This window comes from Ralstonia sp. SA306 (assembly GCF_054792405.1).
The window spans coordinates 925,434-942,895 of record NZ_CP096451.1 but is presented as its reverse complement, the minus strand read 5'-3'; the positions used below and the strand labels follow the sequence as shown (position 1 = coordinate 942,895).

20 protein-coding genes and 1 tRNA gene are annotated in these 17,462 nt (G+C 63.4%); 7 read left to right on the top strand and 14 right to left on the bottom strand.

Annotation, left to right across the window (positions count from 1 at the left end):
* Positions 1-66 precede the first annotated feature (66 nt).
* From M1D44_RS04460 to lysM, 6 genes are all read right to left on the bottom strand, one after another.
* The gene (locus M1D44_RS04460) at positions 67-849 is read right to left on the bottom strand and encodes a lipoate--protein ligase family protein (RefSeq protein WP_316854168.1); all 783 of its coding nucleotides are present in this window, start codon (positions 847-849) and stop codon (positions 67-69) included.
* A complete protein-coding gene (locus tag M1D44_RS04455) occupies positions 849-1,559 on the bottom strand; it encodes a dihydrolipoamide acetyltransferase family protein (RefSeq protein ID WP_316854167.1) in 711 nt (236 codons plus the stop codon). Before M1D44_RS04455 ends, M1D44_RS04460 begins: the two co-directional genes overlap by 1 nt.
* Positions 1,556-1,807 carry a lipoyl domain-containing protein gene (locus tag M1D44_RS04450; RefSeq protein WP_024975241.1) on the bottom strand — a complete coding sequence of 84 codons (252 nt, stop codon included), beginning with the start codon at positions 1,805-1,807 and terminating at the stop codon, positions 1,556-1,558. Before M1D44_RS04450 ends, M1D44_RS04455 begins: the two co-directional genes overlap by 4 nt.
* Positions 1,804-2,877, bottom strand: coding sequence for an alpha-ketoacid dehydrogenase subunit beta (locus tag M1D44_RS04445; protein WP_316854166.1), 1,074 nt, complete (start codon positions 2,875-2,877; stop codon positions 1,804-1,806). Before M1D44_RS04445 ends, M1D44_RS04450 begins: the two co-directional genes overlap by 4 nt.
* 32 nt (positions 2,878-2,909) lie before the next feature.
* Positions 2,910-3,920 carry a thiamine pyrophosphate-dependent dehydrogenase E1 component subunit alpha gene (locus M1D44_RS04440; protein WP_316854165.1) on the bottom strand — a complete coding sequence of 337 codons (1,011 nt, stop codon included), beginning with the start codon at positions 3,918-3,920 and terminating at the stop codon, positions 2,910-2,912.
* A gap of 306 nt (positions 3,921-4,226) precedes the next feature.
* Positions 4,227-4,712: a peptidoglycan-binding protein LysM gene (lysM, locus tag M1D44_RS04435; RefSeq protein ID WP_009241111.1), complete on the bottom strand. Its 486-nt coding sequence runs from the start codon at positions 4,710-4,712 to the stop codon at positions 4,227-4,229.
* Positions 4,713-5,015: 303 nt separating this feature from the next.
* Between lysM and M1D44_RS04430 the strand changes: the two genes are divergently transcribed.
* A complete protein-coding gene (locus tag M1D44_RS04430; RefSeq protein ID WP_112184197.1) occupies positions 5,016-6,050 on the top strand; it encodes an extracellular catalytic domain type 1 short-chain-length polyhydroxyalkanoate depolymerase in 1,035 nt (344 codons plus the stop codon).
* Between the two features lie 6 nt (positions 6,051-6,056).
* On the opposite strand, the gene M1D44_RS04425 is transcribed toward M1D44_RS04430, so the two are convergent.
* The 3 genes from M1D44_RS04425 to gcvA all read right to left on the bottom strand — a co-directional run bounded on the left by M1D44_RS04425 (position 6,057) and on the right by gcvA (position 7,887).
* On the bottom strand, positions 6,057-6,362 hold the full coding sequence (locus tag M1D44_RS04425) for a hypothetical protein (RefSeq protein ID WP_112184195.1): 306 nt from the start codon (positions 6,360-6,362) through the stop codon (positions 6,057-6,059).
* A gap of 104 nt (positions 6,363-6,466) precedes the next feature.
* Positions 6,467-6,877, bottom strand: a complete 411-nt coding sequence (locus M1D44_RS04420) for a YXWGXW repeat-containing protein (protein ID WP_024975236.1) — start codon at positions 6,875-6,877, stop codon at positions 6,467-6,469.
* A 74-nt stretch (positions 6,878-6,951) separates the two neighbouring features.
* Positions 6,952-7,887, bottom strand: a complete 936-nt coding sequence (gene gcvA / locus M1D44_RS04415; RefSeq protein WP_024975235.1) for a transcriptional regulator GcvA — start codon at positions 7,885-7,887, stop codon at positions 6,952-6,954.
* Between the two features lie 148 nt (positions 7,888-8,035).
* Here gcvA and M1D44_RS04410 point away from each other — a divergent pair, with 148 nt between their 5' ends.
* The gene (locus tag M1D44_RS04410; RefSeq protein ID WP_024975234.1) at positions 8,036-8,869 is read left to right on the top strand and encodes a DMT family transporter; all 834 of its coding nucleotides are present in this window, start codon (positions 8,036-8,038) and stop codon (positions 8,867-8,869) included.
* A 9-nt stretch (positions 8,870-8,878) separates the two neighbouring features.
* Here the strand turns inward: M1D44_RS04410 and greB are convergent, their stop codons facing one another.
* Positions 8,879-9,442 (bottom strand): transcription elongation factor GreB, encoded by a 564-nt coding sequence (gene greB / locus M1D44_RS04405; RefSeq protein ID WP_024975233.1) that lies wholly within the window; start codon positions 9,440-9,442, stop codon positions 8,879-8,881.
* A 115-nt stretch (positions 9,443-9,557) separates the two neighbouring features.
* Between greB and M1D44_RS04400 the strand changes: the two genes are divergently transcribed.
* Positions 9,558-9,634: transfer RNA gene (locus M1D44_RS04400), tRNA-Arg, on the top strand.
* A gap of 173 nt (positions 9,635-9,807) precedes the next feature.
* Here the strand turns inward: M1D44_RS04400 and M1D44_RS04395 are convergent.
* Positions 9,808-12,228, bottom strand: coding sequence for a RelA/SpoT family protein (locus M1D44_RS04395; RefSeq protein WP_024975232.1), 2,421 nt, complete (start codon positions 12,226-12,228; stop codon positions 9,808-9,810).
* On the opposite strand from M1D44_RS04395, the gene M1D44_RS04390 reads away from it, so the two are divergent.
* Complete coding sequence (locus tag M1D44_RS04390) at positions 12,227-12,442, top strand: hypothetical protein (protein ID WP_204360029.1); 216 nt, start codon at positions 12,227-12,229, stop codon at positions 12,440-12,442. The two genes, M1D44_RS04395 and M1D44_RS04390, sit on opposite strands and share 2 nt — an antisense overlap.
* Positions 12,443-12,489: 47 nt before the next feature.
* Here M1D44_RS04390 and rpoZ read toward each other — a convergent pair whose 3' ends face one another.
* The 3 genes from rpoZ to M1D44_RS04375 all read right to left on the bottom strand — a co-directional run bounded on the left by rpoZ (position 12,490) and on the right by M1D44_RS04375 (position 14,453).
* Positions 12,490-12,693, bottom strand: coding sequence for a DNA-directed RNA polymerase subunit omega (gene rpoZ / locus M1D44_RS04385; RefSeq protein ID WP_004630929.1), 204 nt, complete (start codon positions 12,691-12,693; stop codon positions 12,490-12,492).
* A 136-nt stretch (positions 12,694-12,829) separates the two neighbouring features.
* A complete protein-coding gene (gene gmk / locus M1D44_RS04380) occupies positions 12,830-13,495 on the bottom strand; it encodes a guanylate kinase (protein ID WP_024975230.1) in 666 nt (221 codons plus the stop codon).
* Positions 13,496-13,517: 22 nt separating this feature from the next.
* Positions 13,518-14,453: a YicC/YloC family endoribonuclease gene (locus M1D44_RS04375; protein ID WP_024975229.1), complete on the bottom strand. Its 936-nt coding sequence runs from the start codon at positions 14,451-14,453 to the stop codon at positions 13,518-13,520.
* 151 nt (positions 14,454-14,604) lie between these two features.
* Between M1D44_RS04375 and M1D44_RS04370 the strand changes: the two genes are divergently transcribed.
* The 3 genes from M1D44_RS04370 to rph all read left to right on the top strand — a co-directional run bounded on the left by M1D44_RS04370 (position 14,605) and on the right by rph (position 17,462).
* Positions 14,605-15,630 (top strand): serine/threonine-protein kinase, encoded by a 1,026-nt coding sequence (locus M1D44_RS04370; protein ID WP_024975228.1) that lies wholly within the window; start codon positions 14,605-14,607, stop codon positions 15,628-15,630.
* A 106-nt stretch (positions 15,631-15,736) separates the two neighbouring features.
* The gene (locus tag M1D44_RS04365; RefSeq protein ID WP_024975227.1) at positions 15,737-16,651 is read left to right on the top strand and encodes a PP2C family protein-serine/threonine phosphatase; all 915 of its coding nucleotides are present in this window, start codon (positions 15,737-15,739) and stop codon (positions 16,649-16,651) included.
* Between the two features lie 94 nt (positions 16,652-16,745).
* Positions 16,746-17,462, top strand: coding sequence for a ribonuclease PH (rph, locus tag M1D44_RS04360; RefSeq protein ID WP_112184187.1), 717 nt, complete (start codon positions 16,746-16,748; stop codon positions 17,460-17,462).

Below are 17,462 nucleotides of genomic sequence, written 5' to 3'. Positions count from 1 at the left end.
CCTCCGTTATCGGGCGAGCACAGCGCGCGCCTTATCTTGTTGAAATGCACAACGTTGACCGTCGACTCACGGGCCTGCCGTAGCAGACCGGGTGGCCTGCGCCGGATGCAGCACGCGGCGCGAATGGCGGGATTCATTCGTGGGGTCATGCTCGCCAAGCACATCGACCAGCATGTGGTGCAGGCTCTCGGCCAGTACGGTTGCCAGCAGCGGCGCACCCAGCTGCTCGGTGCAGGACGTCGTGCAGGCCTGCAGGCGCTGGGCATCCGCCGGGTTTGCCCCCAATGCCGCGCACAGCAGCGGCCAGTCCGGCGGCGAGATGAGCGTGCCGCACGTCAGCAGCACGCCTGTGCGCCGACGTACCTGCGCGAGGCCGACGATCTTGCGTTGCCCGACCACCACCTCCCACGGCGACAGCGAACCAAAACAGGCCCACTTGAGCGATCGGGCCGGCGGCGTCATCTGCAGTTCCTCGGGCGGCACGGCATAGGCGGGAATGCCGACGTCTCGCAGCAGCCCTGCGTGCAGCACGCCCAACCATCGGTAGCTCGACACCGTGCCGGTGCCCGCCACCAGCGGGTGATCGGCCGGCAGCACGATCGACGCCGACAACATCCAGGGCCCGGCCAGCACCGCACCGCCTCCGGCGTCGCGCACAACCACCGGTGTGGTGCCGCCTGCCATGCCCGGATGCAAGGCCGCCTGCGCACGGCCCAGGACAACACCGGGGCCCGCATACGTCCACAGCCGCACCGCAGGCCGCAGGACCGGTTGCGCAAGTTGCGCGCGGTTCCACTCCTGCTCTTCTGCGCAGTGGATTCCGTCGGAGAGAAAGTCGGGCGCGAGCATCACAGGCCTTCGACAGTTTCCAACCGCGTCTTCAGATCGGTCAGGAAGCGTGCGGCCGGGTAGCCGTCCACCGCGCGGTGATCGAAGATCAGATGCAGGCCCATCATTGGCGCGATCACGATGCTGTCGCCCTTGACCACCACCCGCTTGGCAACGCGCGTCACCCCCAGGATGGCAACCTGCGGCACGTTGATGATGGGCGTGAAGCTGTCGATGCCCGTCATGCCGAGATTGGTCACGGTGAAGGTGCCGTGCTGATAGCTGCCGGCCGACAACGTGCCGGCGCGGGCGCCTGCCGCCAGGCGGCGGCTTTCGGCGGCAATGTCGGCCACTGACTGCGTGTCGACATTGCGCAGCACCGGCACCATCAGCCCTTCATCCAGGCTGACGGCCAAGCCGATGTTGACCTCGGGCATCAGCTCGATCTCTTTCTCGAGCAAGCGGGCGTTCAGGCGCGGATGCTCGCGCAATGTCAACGCCACCGCACGCAGCACGAAGGCCGTCAGCGTGACCTTGCACTGCGGCCCGAGCTGCTGCTGCAATGCCTGCACGGCGATCTCGAGCCGGGTGGCATCCACCTCGATCGACTGCGCCACGCGCGGCACCTGCCAGGCGGCGCTCATGGTGCGGGCGATGGCACCGCGCATGCCGGCGAGCGGCACGACACGACGCTCGCCGGCATCGGGCACGAAAGCGAGGGCTTCGCTCATGCTTTCGGCTCCAGCCGGGCGAGCACGGCACCGCGCCCGAAGGTGTCTTGCGCCGCCACCTCCAGCACAGCGACAACGCCATCAGCAGGCGCTGCCACTTCGTGCGTGGTCTTGACCAGCTCGACCACCGCCAGTGCCTGCCCCGCGCTCACTGCATCGCCGGGCTTGACCAGCCAATCCTGCAACAGGGCCTCGGTACCGTCTTCAACGTCCTGCCAGACGGCGTCGGACATCACGATGTCGATCATGCCGCTTCTCGCTTGAGTGAATAGGAAACGGGTTGGTGCTGCACCAGTGCACGCACCTGGACGACGATGCTGTCGACCTGTGGAATGACGAACTGCTCGAGCGGACGGGAATACGGGATGGGCACATCGGGCACCGCCAGCCGCCGCACGGGCGCGCGCAATGCGACGGTGTCGAGGTTCTCTGCCACGATGGCGGCAATCTCGCCTGACAGGCCGAAACTCAGGTAATCCTCGTCGGCCACCAGCAGCCGCCCGGTTTTGGTCACCGAGCGCAGCACGGCCTGACGGTCGAGCGGCACGATGGTGCGAAGGTCGATCACCTCGACATCGATGCCCTCGGCCGCCAGTTGCTCGGCCGCGAGCAGCGACTTCTGCACCATCTGCGAGAGCGTGACGATGGTCACGTCGCGGCCCTCGCGTGCCACGCGGGCCTGCCCGAAGGGAATCGTGTAGGCCTCTTCGGGCACCGCGTTCGTGCTGCCCTCGAAATAGGACATCCACGACAGGCCCATGATGCCCTTGTGGTAGCAGAAGATGACCGGGTTGTCGTCGCGGATAGCCTGGATCATCAGGCCCTTGGCGTCATACGCGTTGGACGGCACGACCACCTTCATGCCCGGCATGTGGGCAAAGCTGGCGTACAGACATTGCGAGTGCTGGGCCGCGTCGTTGTAGCCGCCGCCGATGCCGGTCGTGATGACCGCGGGCAGCGCGACACGGCCGCCCGACATGTAGGTGTTCTTCGCCAGGTGGTTGTAGATCTGGTCGAAGCACACGCCGAAAAAATCCACGAACATCAGCTCGGCGATGGGGCGCAACCCTTCTGCCGCTGCCCCGAGTGCTGCGCCGATAAACGCCGTCTCCGAGATCGGCGTATCCATGATGCGATCCGGCCCGAAGCGGTCGAGCAGCCCGGTGGTGGCGCTGAAAATACCGCCGTACTTGCCGATGTCTTCGCCCATGACGAAGACACGCGGGTCGCGTTCCATTTCCTGGCCGATGGCTTCGGAAATGGCCTGCGCCATGGTGAGGGTGCGCGCGCCCTGCGCCGCGCCTTGTGAGGCTTGCATGGTGAGTCTCCTGTGATGGCCGCAGGGGCTGCTTAGTGAACGAAAACGTGATTCAGCGCGTCGCTCGGATCGGGGTATGGGCTGTTGCGGCCGAAGTCGTAAGCCGCATCAATGCGCGCCGCGATGGCGGCCCGCAGTGAGGTGTCCGTGTCGTCATCAAGCAGGCCCGAAGCACGTAGACTGCTGCCGAGCAGGTCGATGGGGTCGGACTCGCGCAGATGCTTCGCTTCGTCCTTCGGGCGGTAGGTTTCCGGATCCCCCTGGAAGTGCCCGAGGTAGCGGTCGGTCTTGACCTCGATGAGCGTCGGCCCTTCACCGCGGCGCGCGCGGGCGATGGCCTCGCCGACCGCGTGATACACGGCCACGGCGTCGTTGCGGTCCACCAGCACGCCTGGCATGCCGTAGCCGGCAGCACGTACATCGTTGGAAGGCACGGAGGTCGAATCGGCTTTCTCGACAGAGATGCCGTACTTGTTGTCTTCGCAGATGAAGACGACAGGCAGCTTCCATAGCGCCGCCAGATTCAGCGATTCATGGAACGCACCCTGATTGGCCGCGCCCTCGCCAAACACCGCAACGGCCACCCAGTCCTTGTTCAGCTTGCGCGCGGCCAGCGCAGCGCCGCAGGCCTGCGGCATGCTCGCGCCAACGATGCCGCTGCACGAGAACTTGGTCTCCGGGTGAAACAGGTGCATATGGCCGCCCTTGCCGCGCCCCAGGCCCGTTGCCTTGCCGAAGATCTCGGCGGTCATTTCATCCAGGGGCACGCCCTTGGAGATGGCGAAATGGTGGGCACGGTGCGGGCCGACCACGGTGTCTTCGGGCCGCAGATGCGCACACACACCCACCGCCACCGGTTCCTGCCCTGCCGACAGGTGCATCTCGCCAGGCACAGGGCCGGCGCCAATATCAAAGGCCAGGCCCTTCTGGATTTTCGGCGGCAGCTTGCCTTCCAGATAGACCTTCGCCATGGCCTCTTCGTACTGGCGAATCTCGATCATCTTCTCGTACATCCACAGAAGATGTTGCGGTGTCGGGTCCATGCAAAGTCTCCTCTTGCTTTCGTATCGGTGTCCGGCTGCTGTGCCGGCTGACCGGGAATTGCAAGAGGGGTGCCAGCTACGAGGGCAAGCAGCAAGCGTGCATGGGAACTACCCGCAAAGCCTTTCAGCGCAAGGAATTGCGAGGATGCAACCGGAGATGGCCAGGCACCTGAAGACGTCTCGGCAAAGCGCTGCCGAACGAGACAGACGTCGCAGTGAATGCGACAGGTGTCTCACTCAGCCGCCATGCGCGAATAAAAGAAAAGGGCCCGAAGGCCCTTTGTCGTGATGCAACCGCCAGACAGGTCACGCCGCCGGAATGCGCAGCTTCTGCCCGGGATAGATCTTGTCCGGATTCGACAGCATCGGCTTGTTGGCTTCGAAGATGGCCGGGTACTTGTTGGCATCGCCGTAGAACTTCTTAGCGATGGCCGAGAGCGTGTCGCCGCGCTCCACGGTGTGCCATTGCGATTCTTCCGACTCGGTGTTGACCGACATCTGGTCATCCACCGACTTGATGCCCTCGACGTTGCCACAGCACAGGATGATCTTCTCGCGCGTGGCTTGGTCGGGCGCTACGCCAAACACCTTGGCAGCATCGCCTTCAACCTGCACTGACAGCGCCGTGGCGCTCAGGCCCTGCTGCGCGATGTAGTCCTGGATGGCCTGGCCCTTGGCATCGTCGGCTGCCTTGGCGGCATCGGCATCCGCCGACGCATCGGCCGGCGCGGCGGCAGCGCTGCCGTGGAAGAGCTTCTCGCCAGCCTCTTTGATGAAGTCAAAAAAACCCATAACGACCTCCATAAGTACACAACGGGGAACGGGAAAGCAGAAGGGCGTGCCCCAGTCGGGCTCGCCCGTCGCGGCAGTGTAGCCGCTCACCTACGGTGTCTCCATGACAGTCTCGCGCGCAATTGCAAACTTTGCGCCCCGCTTAGGCGTCCATGAGGCGCTTCACCCACTTTGCATGCTGCATTGCAACAAAATCACTGGCACACTGTCTTACCAATATCAAAACCACTTGCGACCCCTCGGAGAGCACGGGCACCATCGTCCTCATCCGCGCTCATTTCCGCCGCCATGCACCGTACTTGGATGAAATCCATCACCCGGCTAGTCGACGCCCTGACCACCCCAGGTTTTGGGCGCCAGTCATGGCCGCCCAAACCGGTCAAGCCGCTCAAGCCAACCGCACGCCGCGATAATCCGCGCCGCGTACGTCCCACGCCCACCCAGGGCACCTTTGTGCGCGAACAGTTCATCTACGAACCTGAGTCCCCTGCCGTGGTGGCACGCCGGCCGGAATACTGGCTGTACACACCGCCCCTACGCGGCAGCAAGCCCCCTGCCCTGATGGTGATGCTGCATGGCTGCAAGCAATCGGCAGAAGTGCTGGCGCATGGCACACGCATGAACGCACTGGCAGACCGCGAGGGCTTTATCGTGCTGTATCCGGAGCAGCCGCGCCGCGCGCATCCGCAATGTTGCTGGCACTGGTATGACCCGGAGCACGCCGGTGCGCGCGAGGCCGATGGCATCGCCCAATTGATCCAACAAACCTTGGCACAAACTGGAGCGGACCCTTCGCGCGTGTATCTGGCAGGCTTGTCAGCCGGCGCGGGATTGGCCGGCCTGCTGGCATTGCGTCATCCGAAACTGCTCGCCGCGTTGGCACTGCATTCCGGCCCGGCCTTGGGCGTGGCACGCTCGCCGGCGTCTGCATTGAACCTGATGCGCCGCGGGGCACGCGTCGACGCCGTCGATGCGCTCTCAAGCGTGGTGAACGTGGCCACCTACCCCGGCATGCCGACGATGCTTCTGCACGGCCTGCGCGATGAGGCCGTCAACCCCGCCAACCAGGCGCAGTTGGCCGCGCAATTCCGCGCACTGAATCATCTGGGCGACGAAGGCAACGTCTCACGCGAAACCACGCGCGGCGAGGGTTACGTCCTGCGCAACGACATGCGCGACGGCGAATGCATCGTCAGCCTGTGCCAGCTCACCGCCGCGGGCCACGCCTGGAGCGGCGGCGACCCGCGCTACGCATTCCACGCACCGGGGCCCGACTCGACGTGGCTGTGGTGGCAATTTGCGCGCAGGCACGTTCGCGACACAGCGCTGGCGGCGTAACCCACGTCAGAGATCGATCGACTGCTGGACCGAGTTGCGTCCCAGCAATTCATCGATCAAGCCATAGCCGCGCGTGAGCCCGGCATCTTCGGCGGCTTCACGCGTGGGCAGCGGGCGGTCGTCATGCGAGTGGGCGACGAGCGTTTCGACGGCCGTCGGGTCTGCGCCGGACTCGCAGATGCGCACGACAAAATCCCACTGCATGGGTCCTTGCCCTCCTTTGTCGGATTTGCGCTCGGCACGGGGGATGGCCAATACGTAGACGTCGAAGTCTTTGTACAGCTCGGTGCGCCAGTTCGATTCCATTGTCATGTTGCCTCCCGGAAGGCGCCGCGGCCGCTCACTTGGCGGTTGCGGCGTCGACAAACCTGCCTGCAAAAAACAGGCCGGTACATGACCGGCCTGTCGTTGCATCATCAGCATTCACCCTTGCGCGCGTGGCCCGGGGGGCAGTGGTAGCGGTCGTCGCGATCGCGGTCACGGCCACGCCAGCGGCCGTCGTCGCCGCGGTCCCAACCACCGTCACGCATTTGCCAGCCGTGCGGACCCTGCTCCCAACGCGGCTCGCGCCAGTGGTAACCCGGTCGGCCATGTTCACGATAGCCGCGACGCCATACATAGCGGCCATCGCGCCATTGCCAGTAACCCGGCACCCATACGTAGCCCGGCTGCAAGACCGGCACAGGCTCGTACTGCGGCGCCGGTGGCGCGTAGGTCGGGCCGATCTGCACACCGATCGACACCTGTGCCTGTGCAGGCAAAGCGATCGACCCGGCCACACCGGCAGCCGCCAGGCATGCAGCGAGAATCCATGCGTTTTTCTTCATGTGAGGACCTCCTTCTCAAACCAATCGAACTTGAATGGATCGTAGCATCGGGTTCCGCCGTCGCCTCTAGGGTGTTACGCGGCGTTACCTCCCTTACCGGAGGGCGGAAATGTGTTCACGTTTGCGTGACGTTGCGGTCGTTCCTCGCCCAGCCACGCACAAAACGCCTGCACCACTTCGTCACCAAGATTGCGCGCAGGGCTGTACCAGTAGTAACTGCGTGCGACCAGCGCGAGATTCGGGAACGGAGCCACAAGACGCCCCTCCTCCAGATCATCCGTGATGAGCGCCGATGGTCCCATCGCGACACCCAACCCATCGATGGCGGCTTGAATCGACAGATAGAAATGCTCAAACGTAAGCGCATGCGCGGGCCGCAGATTCGGCACGCCTGCCAGCACCAGCCAGCTTGGCCACACCGAAGGCAGCGTGTCCGAATGCAGCAGCGTGTGATGTCGCAAGTCGGACGGAGCCGACAACGGCAAGCGCTCCAGCAACACCGGGCTGCACACCGGAAAGCGACTCTCGTCTAGAAAGCGTCCTGACTGAAAGCCCGCATGAACCTCCGGCCCGCCGCGAATAATCACGTCGAAATGATCGGGCAAGTCTTCGATCTCTTCGATGGACGTGGTCAGCCGAACCTCCACGCGCGGAAAGCGCATCTGAAACGTCGAGAGCCGAGGAATCAGCCAGCGCATCGTGAACGTCGGGATGCTGTTCACGCGGAGGATGCGCACCGCGTCGCGGTCACGCAGCGCTTGGCTGGCCGTGCTGATGCGGTCAAGCGCCACGCCAATCTCCGCCAGGTAGCGTTGCCCTGCATCGGTCAGTTCCACCCGCCGATTCAGCCTGCGAAACAGCGATACACCGAGCCACGCCTCCAGTGCCTGAATCTGACGGCTGACCGCGCCATGCGTGACGTTCAGTTCTTCGCCCGCACGCGTAAAACTCAGATGGCGCGCCGCCGCTTCAAAGGCGCGCACTGCATTCAGTGGGGGCAGCGTCCGCATATCACGTGAGTTTTTTGCACAGATCGAGTCAGTATATATCGATTGTTGACCACACTTTATGGCGCTACGCTGGCACCTTCTTGCTCTCGCTGACACTGCATCGAGTGAGAAAAATCGACCCGATTCTCACTTCACGCCCATCGTCATCGTGACCCCCGCCGTTATCGCCCTGGTTCTCTGCGCCGCCCTGCTCCATGCCTCATGGAATGCGTTGCTGAAAAGCGGCTCCGACCGCCTGCGCGCCATCACGCTGATGACGCTGGCCTCAGGCGTGGCGGCAATACCGATGGCGATTGCATTGCCATTGCCCGCGCCGGCCGCGTGGCCGTATGTGGCGCTGTCCGCGGTACTGCACGTCGGCTACAACGTGTTTCTTGCGCGCGCGTATCGGTTTGGCGAGTTCGGGCAGGTGTATCCGATTGCGCGCGGATCATCGCCACTGCTGGTAACGATGGGCGCCGCGCTGTTTGCGGGCGAAATGCCGGGTGTGATTGCGCTGGCGGGCGTGGTGCTGGTGAGCGGCGGCATTCTCAGTTTGGCGCGCGGCCGCAAGGCCGACCTTGGCTCCACGCTGGCGGCACTCACCACGGGCGTATTCATCGCGTGCTACACGGTGTGCGATGGTATCGGCGCGCGGGCAGCGGGCAATGCAAACGCGTACTCGGCATGGCTGTTCATGCTCGACAGTCTGCCAATGGTGCTGCTCTATCGCGTGTGGAAAGGCCCGTTGAACATCGACCTGCGCGACGCCACCACACTGAAGACGTTTGGCGGCGGCGTGGTCTCACTCGTCGCATACGGCATCGTCATCTGGGCCGTGACGCTCGCGCCGATGGGCCCCGTGTCGGCCTTGCGCGAAACGTCAGTGGTGTTTGCCGCGCTGCTCGGCCGACTGTTCCTGAAGGAGTCGCTCACAGCGCGGCGTCTGTCAGCCTGCTCGGTGATCGCCTTCGGCGCCTACTGCCTGGGGCATCCGGCCTGAGTACAGCACTCAAGCGGCGCGCGGCGGATATTTGACCTCGAGGATGTCGATCTGCTCGACCCCCGTTGGGGTGCGCAGCGGCACCGTATCGCCCTCGCGCGCTTTGATGAGCGCACGCGCAATCGGCGAGATCCAGCTCACGTGCCCAATATCCAGATCGACCTCGTCCATGCCGACGATGGTGACGGTAGTCTCATCACCACGCTGATTGACGTAGGTGACCGTCGCACCAAAGAAGATCTGATCGTTGTCGCCCTGCAAGCTGGCGTCGACGACCTCGGCCTTCTCGATACGGCGCGTGAGAAAACGGATGCGACGATCGATCTCGCGCAGGCGCTTCTTACCGTACAGGTAGTCGCCATTCTCAGAGCGATCACCATTGGATGCAGCCCACGACACGATGCCAACCACTTCGGGCCGCTCCGTGTCGATCAGGTGCATCAGCTCGGTGCGCAAGCGCTCGTAGCCCGCCGGCGTGATGTAGTTCTTGGAACCCGGGGGCAAGGGCGCAGCACCCTCGGGCAGATCGTCTTCGTCATCGCCGGAATCTTCCCGGACGAAAGCCTTGTTCATGATGGAAGCCACGGTGGATCAAGGCTCCATTATAGAAAGCTGGCCCCTGTCGAAGAAAAAGTGAAGAAGGGGGTTCACAAGACCGAAAATCTCTGTATAATCTCATTTCTCGGTTGCGGCTGTAGCTCAGTTGGATAGAGTACTTGGCTACGAACCAAGGGGTCGTGGGTTCGAATCCTGCCAGCCGCACCAACCTAATACGAGAACGAAAAGGGCTTCCAGAAATGGAAGCCCTTTTCTTTTGCCCGCTTCGGCTTCGCGTGCAGCGCGATGTCAACATCGCTCGCGCACGTGCGACGAGCGGCCCACAAACAAAAAAAGGCGAAGCCTTATAGCCTCGCCTTTTTTGTTCTTCGCGCGAAGCGTCAATCTCCCCCGCGATCTCGCGCAATACGAATCACATCCGGGTTGCGCCGCAGCGCGCGCATCACGTCGGCTAAATGCACGCGGTCGTGCACCTGAATCAGGAACGTCATATACGTCGCCTCCTGATGCCCCTCCTGCTCCATCGATACGTGTGCCACGTTGGCGTCGGCCGAGGTCAAGTCCGCCGCTACGCGCGCAAGAATACCCTTCGTATTGCGCACCAGCACCTTGATCGACACGTCGAATGCACGCGTCGTGTGCTCGGCCCACATGACGTCGATCCAGTGCTCCGGATCCTTGCCATGCAGACGCTTGGCCACGCGGCATTCCTGCACGTGGATCTGCAACCCCTCCCCCTTGCCGATGTAGCCGACGATCGGGTCGCCGGGAATCGGACGGCAGCATGACGAGAACACCATCGCCATGCCTTCGTCGCCGCTGACGGTGACGGCGGGGGCCTCTTCGCCAGCAAAGGTGTGTACGGCCGCCATCAACGCCTCATCGCCGTCGTGACCACCTTCTTGCAGAAGGATTTCGAGGCGACGCGCAACCACGGCGGCCACCCGTCGGCCGAGCGCCAGATCCGCAAAGACGTCTTCACGCGCCTTGTTACCCGTCCATTGCACGATGCGCTCCCACACCTGGGCGGACACGGCCTTCATGTCGATGCCGAGCTGACGTAGCGCCTGTTCGAGCAAACGCTCGCCAAGTTGAATCGCCTCGTCCAGCTTGGCCGTCTTGAGGAAGTGCCGGATTGCCGCACGCGCCTTGCCGGTGCGCACGAACGTGAGCCACGCCGGGTTCGGCTTCGAGTACGGCGCCGTCACCACCTCGACGATGTCGCCGTTCTTCAGTTCCGTACGCAGCGGCAGCAGCTCGTTGTTGATCTTGACCGCAACGCACTGGTTACCGAGATCACTGTGCACCGCATAGGCAAAGTCCAGCGCCGTGGCGCCGCGCGGCAGTGCTCGGATCTCGCCCTTGGGCGTGAACACGTAGACCGCATCCGGGAACAGGTCGATCTTGACGTGCTCCAGAAACTCCTGCGAATCCCCCGTCTGGCTTTGAATGTCGAGCAGCGATTGCAGCCACTGATGTGCTTGTTGCTGCGCGCGGTCGGGCTCGTCGTGGTGCTGCTTGTACATCCAGTGCGCGGCCACGCCGGCTTCCGCAATCTGGTTCATCTCGCGCGTGCGGATCTGGAACTCGACCGGCGTACCGAACGGGCCCACCAGCGTCGTGTGCAGCGACTGATAACCGTTGATCTTGGGGATGGCGATGTAATCTTTGAACTTGCCGGGCATCGGCTTGTACAGGCTGTGCAGCGCGCCCATCGTCATGTAGCACTGCATCTGCGTGTCGACCACCACACGGAAGCCATACACGTCCAGCACCTGCGAGAACGACAACTGCTTGTCGTGCATCTTGCGGTAGATGCTGTACAGCGTTTTTTCGCGGCCGGTCATTTCAGCCGGGATGCCCGCGTCTGTCAGCGCACGCTGGGCCGTTTCAAGAATGCGGCTCACGACTTCGCGTCGATTGCCGCGCGCGGCCTTCACCGCCTTCTCGAGCGTGGCGTACCGGAACGGCGAGCCGATGCGGAAGCTCAGTTCCTGCAGCTCACGATATGTCGTGTTGAGGCCCAGGCGGTGCGCGATCGGCGCGTAAATCTCCATCGTCTCGCCGGCAATGCGGCGGCGCTTCTCCGGCGGCACGTGGTCGAGCGTGCGCATGTTGTGCGTGCGGTCGGCGAGCTTGACGAGAATCACGCGCACATCGCGCGCCATCGCGAGCAGCATCTTGCGGAAGCTCTCCGCCTGCGCCTGCTCGCGGCTCTGGAATTCGAGCTTGTCCAACTTGGTCAGGCCGTCGACCAGCTCTGCGACCTTGGGGCCGAACTTCTCGGCCAATTCGCTCTTGGTCACGCCCTGGTCTTCGATCACGTCATGCAGCAGCGCCGCCATGATCGACTGCACATCCAGCTTCCAGCCTGCGCAGATCTCTGCCACGGCCACGGGATGCGTGATGTACGGCTCGCCGCTCTGGCGGTACTGCCCGAGGTGCGCCTCATCGGAGAAGTGGAACGCTTCCTTCACCAGCTTGAGATCAGCCGGCTTCAGATACGACAGTTTCTCGGCCAGCCCCGAAATGGAGACGACCTGCTGGCGAGGCGGTGCCGCGGGCTGCGAAGTCGGGCCGAACAGATGCCGATAGGTCTGCTCCAGCACCGCGTCGATGAAAAGGGTGTCGGCGCCCTCGGGCTTGGCCGCCTGCTCAGGTGCCTCGGCACTTGTGACCTTGTGCGATTTTGGCGGCAGGGCTGCCCGCTCCCCTACCAGGTCGGCACCACGCGGATCAGGCAAGTTCGGCGCGCCCGTACGAGGCGACGCAGGGCCGGAGCCGGAAGCGGAGGACGGCATGGAAACGATGGAAGCGGTGGAAGACCCGGAAGGAACCGTGGAGACGCCCGGCGCAGGACTGGATGACCTCGCGGACGATTCCACCGACGGCACGTTGTGTTCGTGCGTGGCGGAATGTTGGGTCCTGGGCGAAGAAGCGGGCGAGGTAGGCATGCCGGGGTCTAGTGCGTTCGCGGCTTTCACATCCATGAAAGATCGCGAGAACGATCAGTGACCGAGGCAGCGTACCACGCCAGGTAATGCCAGGTAATGCGTGTCAGCTCAGGACGGAACCTTCTTGAGCATCTCGATACCAACCTGGCCGGATGCGATTTCGCGCAATGCGGTCACGGTCGGCTTGTCCTTGGCATCGACCTTGGGCGTGTGGCCCTGCACCAACTGACGGGCGCGGTACGTTGCGGCCAATGCCAGTTCGAAGCGATTCGGAATCTGTTTCAAGCAATCTTCGACGGTAATACGCGCCATGAAAACTCCACCTGGTGGCAAATCTTGTTGATCTCGATATTTTAGCAGCAGCGCAGCACTTCCCTCGGACAGCACGGGGGCGGGGGCGCTACCACACTTTCGCAATCACGCCGAAAAACGCGATTGCGCTGCTTGCTCAATGAATGCCCAGCTCGACGAACAGCTCACCGTGGCGCGCCTTCTGAGCACCGAAGCGCAGACGCGTGGCCTGCACCACGGTGCGCAGTTCAGCCAATGCGGTATCGAACACTTCGTTGATGATCACGTAGTCGGCTTCGGGTGCGTGCGCCATCTCGGAGCCGGCGGCCAGCAGGCGGCGCACGATCACGTTGGGCTCGTCCTGACCGCGCTTCTTCAAACGCTCTTCCAGCGCCGTGAGCGATGGCGGCAGGATGAAGATTTCGACAGCATTGGAAAAGCGCTGGTGCACCTGTTGGGCGCCCTGCCAGTCGATCTCGAGCAGTACGTCGGTGCCGGCACGCATCTGTTCTTCGATCCACACGCGTGAAGTGGCGTAATAGTTACCGTGCACCTCGGCCCACTCGAGAAATTCGCCGCGATCACGGCAAGCCTTGAACTCCTCGACGGTCATGAAGTTGTATTCGCGGCCGTGCTGCTCGCCCGGACGCGGCTTGCGCGTCGTGGCCGAGACCGACAGGCGGATCGACGAATCCTGCGCCAGCAGCGCATTCACCAGCGTCGACTTACCGGCGCCCGACGGCGCCACGACCATGAACAGGCTGCCCGGAAAATGATTCTCGATGGGCGTATCGACGGCAGAGTGCGCTTGAGAGGATGGCATGTTCTAGTTCTATTGTTTCGAGTTATTCGAGGTTCTGGACCTGCTCGCGCATCTGCTCGATGAGCAGCTTGAGTTCCATCGATGCATCGGCCAGCTCCTTCGCGGCGGCCTTTGAGCCAAGCGTGTTTGCCTCGCGGTTCAGCTCTTGCATCATGAAGTCCAGGCGCTTGCCGATCTGGCCGCCCTTCTCCAGGATGTGGCGCGTCTCACGCAGGTGCGCTTGCAGGCGCGAGAGTTCTTCGGCGATGTCGATGCGGATGCCGTAGACGGTGGCTTCCTGGCGGATGCGCTCTGTCAGCTCATCGCGCGTCAGCGCCGGCGTGCCTTCCGGTGCGGCCAGGCCAAACGCCTCGCGCAGCCGTTCGGTCAGCTTGTCCTGATGCTGCTGGATCAGGACCGGCACCATCGGCGTGAGTTTGTCGACGATGGCCAGCATCGCGTCAGCACGGTCGAGCAGCACGGCCTTGAGCGCATCGCCTTCGCGACGGCGCGATTCCAGAAGTTGCTTGAGCGCCTCTTTGGCAGCCTCGATCACGGCATCGCGCAGCGCGTCTTGCGTCAGTTGGGGCTCGGCCAGGACGCCAGGCCAGCGCAGGATTTCGCCCATGCGCAGCGAACCCGATGCCGGCAGGTGGCGCGTGACCGCCTGCTCCAGCTTGGCAAGTTGTTGCAGCAGGTCCACATTGAGCGCCGCGACATCACTGGCGGCTTCCTGCCGCTGCAGGTTGATTCGGCATTCCAGCTTGCCGCGCGACAGTGCGCTCATCAGCATTTCGCGCAGGGCCGGCTCGAAGGCGCGGCACTCTTCCGGCGCCCGGAACAGCAGATCGAGAAAGCGCGAGTTGACGGTGCGGAACTCGACCGAAACAGTAGCGACGCTCCCGCTGGGTGCGCCATGGGCATCGGTAAAGGCTGCCTGGCGTGTGGCAACGCCGTAGCCGGTCATGCTGTAGATCATGGAATCGTGGTGTGTTGTGCTTGGTCGAATCAGGAAATCCGGCGGCGGTTATTTAACGCCCGGAATTGGCGGGGAATCCCCCACCTTTTGTCGCTTTACAACGTGTGGACTGGTCAGGGAGAATCCGACAGCCATTTCGCCACACAAACCCATGACAGAGTCAAAAGGCTCAGGACAGCCACGCAGTGCCCCGTTGCCGGTTGGTACCTTGCTGTCCAATTATCGTATTGTAAAGAAGTTGGCCAGCGGGGGGTTCAGCTTCGTCTATCTTGCGACCGACGAACATGGGACGCCGGTGGCCGTGAAGGAATATTTGCCGTCTTCGCTGGCGCGTCGTGCGCCGGGCGAATTGATTCCTGTCGTGCCAGAAGAAAGCGGGAGCGCATTCCGCCTCGGGCTCAAATACTTCTTTGAAGAAGGCCGGTCGCTGGCCAAGATTTCCCACCCTGCCATCGTGCGCGTGCTCAATTTCTTCCGGGAAAACGGCACCGTCTACATGGTGATGACGTATGAGCAGGGTAAAACGCTGCAGGAGCACATCCTCACCGCGCGTCAGCAAGGCAAGCTGAAGATGCTGCGCGAGCGCTTCATTCGCCAGGTCTTCCATGACCTGATGAGTGGGCTGCGTGAAGTCCACATCCACAAGCTGCTGCACCTCGACATCAAGCCCGGCAACATTTACCTGCGCGAAGACTTTTCGCCGATCCTGCTTGATTTTGGCGCGGCGCGGCAGACGCTCACCGCAGAGGCCTCGCGCTTCCAGCCGATGTACACGCCGGGCTTTGCCGCGCCTGAGCTGTACCGCAAGCACAACGAGCTGGGACCGTGGACGGACATCTACAGCATCGGCGCCACCATCTATGCCTGCATGGCCGGCACGCCGCCTCAGGAAGCCACGCAGCGTGAGAAAGACGACAAGCTGGAAGAGGGCCTGGAGCGCCTGCGCAAGGTCTATACGGCCAGCCTGATCGATCTGGTTGGCTGGTGCCTGAAGATGAAGCCGGAAGAGCGCCCGCAAAGCGTATTCCGCCTGCAAAAGGTACTGCGTGAAGAAAGCAACGCGCTGACCGAGTTGCAGGCGCTGACCGCCGTCACCCAAGGTGGCCCGGTACCAGAAGAAAAAGAGGCGTTGACGACACGTTTCATGAGCCGCCTGTTGCGCCGCCGGGACAGTTGACAGCCGGGTCGCCGCCGATAGGCGGAGTATGATTTCAAGAGGGTGCAGCACTAGGCGGGACTTGCCGCTGCACCGCATCCCATCACCGAATACTCATCTAGCCGCAATGCGATTCTCGGTTTATCAGGAAAGCAAAAAAGGCGCGCGACGCGTCAACCAGGACCGCATGGGCTACTGCTTCACGCGTGATGCCATGCTGATGGTGTTGTGCGATGGCCTGGGCGGGCATTCCCTGGGCGAAGTTGCAGCCCAGCAGGCGCTGCAGACCATGGCGCGCCAGTTCCAGCGCCACGCACGTCCGTCGATCCGCAATCCGCGTGATTTCCTGCACGAGAGCATCATGCTCGCGCACCGCGACATTCACCGCTATGCCGAGACGAACGGCCTGCCCGATGCGCCACGCACGACCATCGTCTGCGCGCTCGCCCAGCGCGGCTCGCTTCACTGGGCGCACGCCGGCGATTCGCGCATGTATCTGATGCGCAAGGGCGAACTGGTGACGCGCACGCGCGATCACTCCAAGATCGAGAACCTGCTGCAACAAGACCGTGTGCTGCCGATGCAGGTGGCGCACCACCCCGAGCGCAACAAGATCTACAACTGCCTGGGCTCGCCCAATCTGCCGCTGATCGACATCGGCGGGCCGGTCAATCTGGAGCCGGGCGACGTTGCCATGCTGTGCTCCGACGGTCTGTGGGGCAGCGTGGAGGAAGACGAACTGGTCGATACCTGCACCAGCTTCTCGGTCACGCAGGCGATTCCCGAGCTGATTGCCCGGGCGCTGCGCAATGCCGGCGACACCGCAGACAACACCACCGCCATCTCCATGATGTGGGAGCTGGACGCCGTGACCACCTCGCAGGATTCGGTGCAGACCGATACCCTCCCGCTGAACGCCTTCACCACGTCCATCCTGGACGCGCCGCAAGGCGAATCAGGGCTGATGTCGGAAGAGGAAATCGAGCGCTCCATCGCGGAAATCCGCGCCGCCATCGACAAGACCAGCAATCTGACGCGCTAAACGCCGTCGCGCAGTCCTTATCCGGCCCGCCCTGCCGAGCGCAGCGCGGGCCGGTATCATGTCGGGCTATCCGTTTTCTTCAGCGAGACCCCACATGCGACCCAGCGGCCGCCAGCCCGATCAACTCCGTCACGTCACCCTCACCCGCAACTTCACGCGCCACGCCGAAGGCTCGGTGCTGGTCTGCTTTGGCGACACGCAAGTGCTCTGCACGGCCAGCGTGCTGCCCAAGGTGCCGCCCCACAAGAAAGGCAGCGGCGAGGGCTGGGTGACTGCCGAATACGGCATGCTGCCGCGCTCGACCCACACGCGCTCCGACCGCGAGGCCGCACGCGGCAAGCAGACCGGCCGTACGCAGGAGATCCAGCGCCTGATCGGCCGCGCGATGCGCTCGGTGTTCGATCTGCGCGCGCTGGGCGAGCACACACTGCATCTCGACTGCGACGTGCTGCAGGCTGATGGCGGCACGCGCACGGCCAGCATTACCGGCGCGTTCGTCGCGGCATATGACGCCGTCTCTGTCATGCGCAAAAAGGGCCTGCTGGTGGGCAACCCTGTTCGCGACTTCGTGGCCGCCGTATCGGTGGGCGTGGTCGATGGCGTACCTGTGCTCGACCTGGACTACCCTGAAGACTCCGCCTGCGATACCGACATGAACGTCGTCATGACCGGCAGCGGTGGCTTTGTGGAAGTGCAAGGCACTGCGGAAGGCACGCCGTTCTCGCGCTCCGAAATGGATGCACTACTGAACCTGGCCGACCAAGGCATCCGCACGCTGATCGGCCTGCAGAAGCAGGCGCTGGGTTTGTGA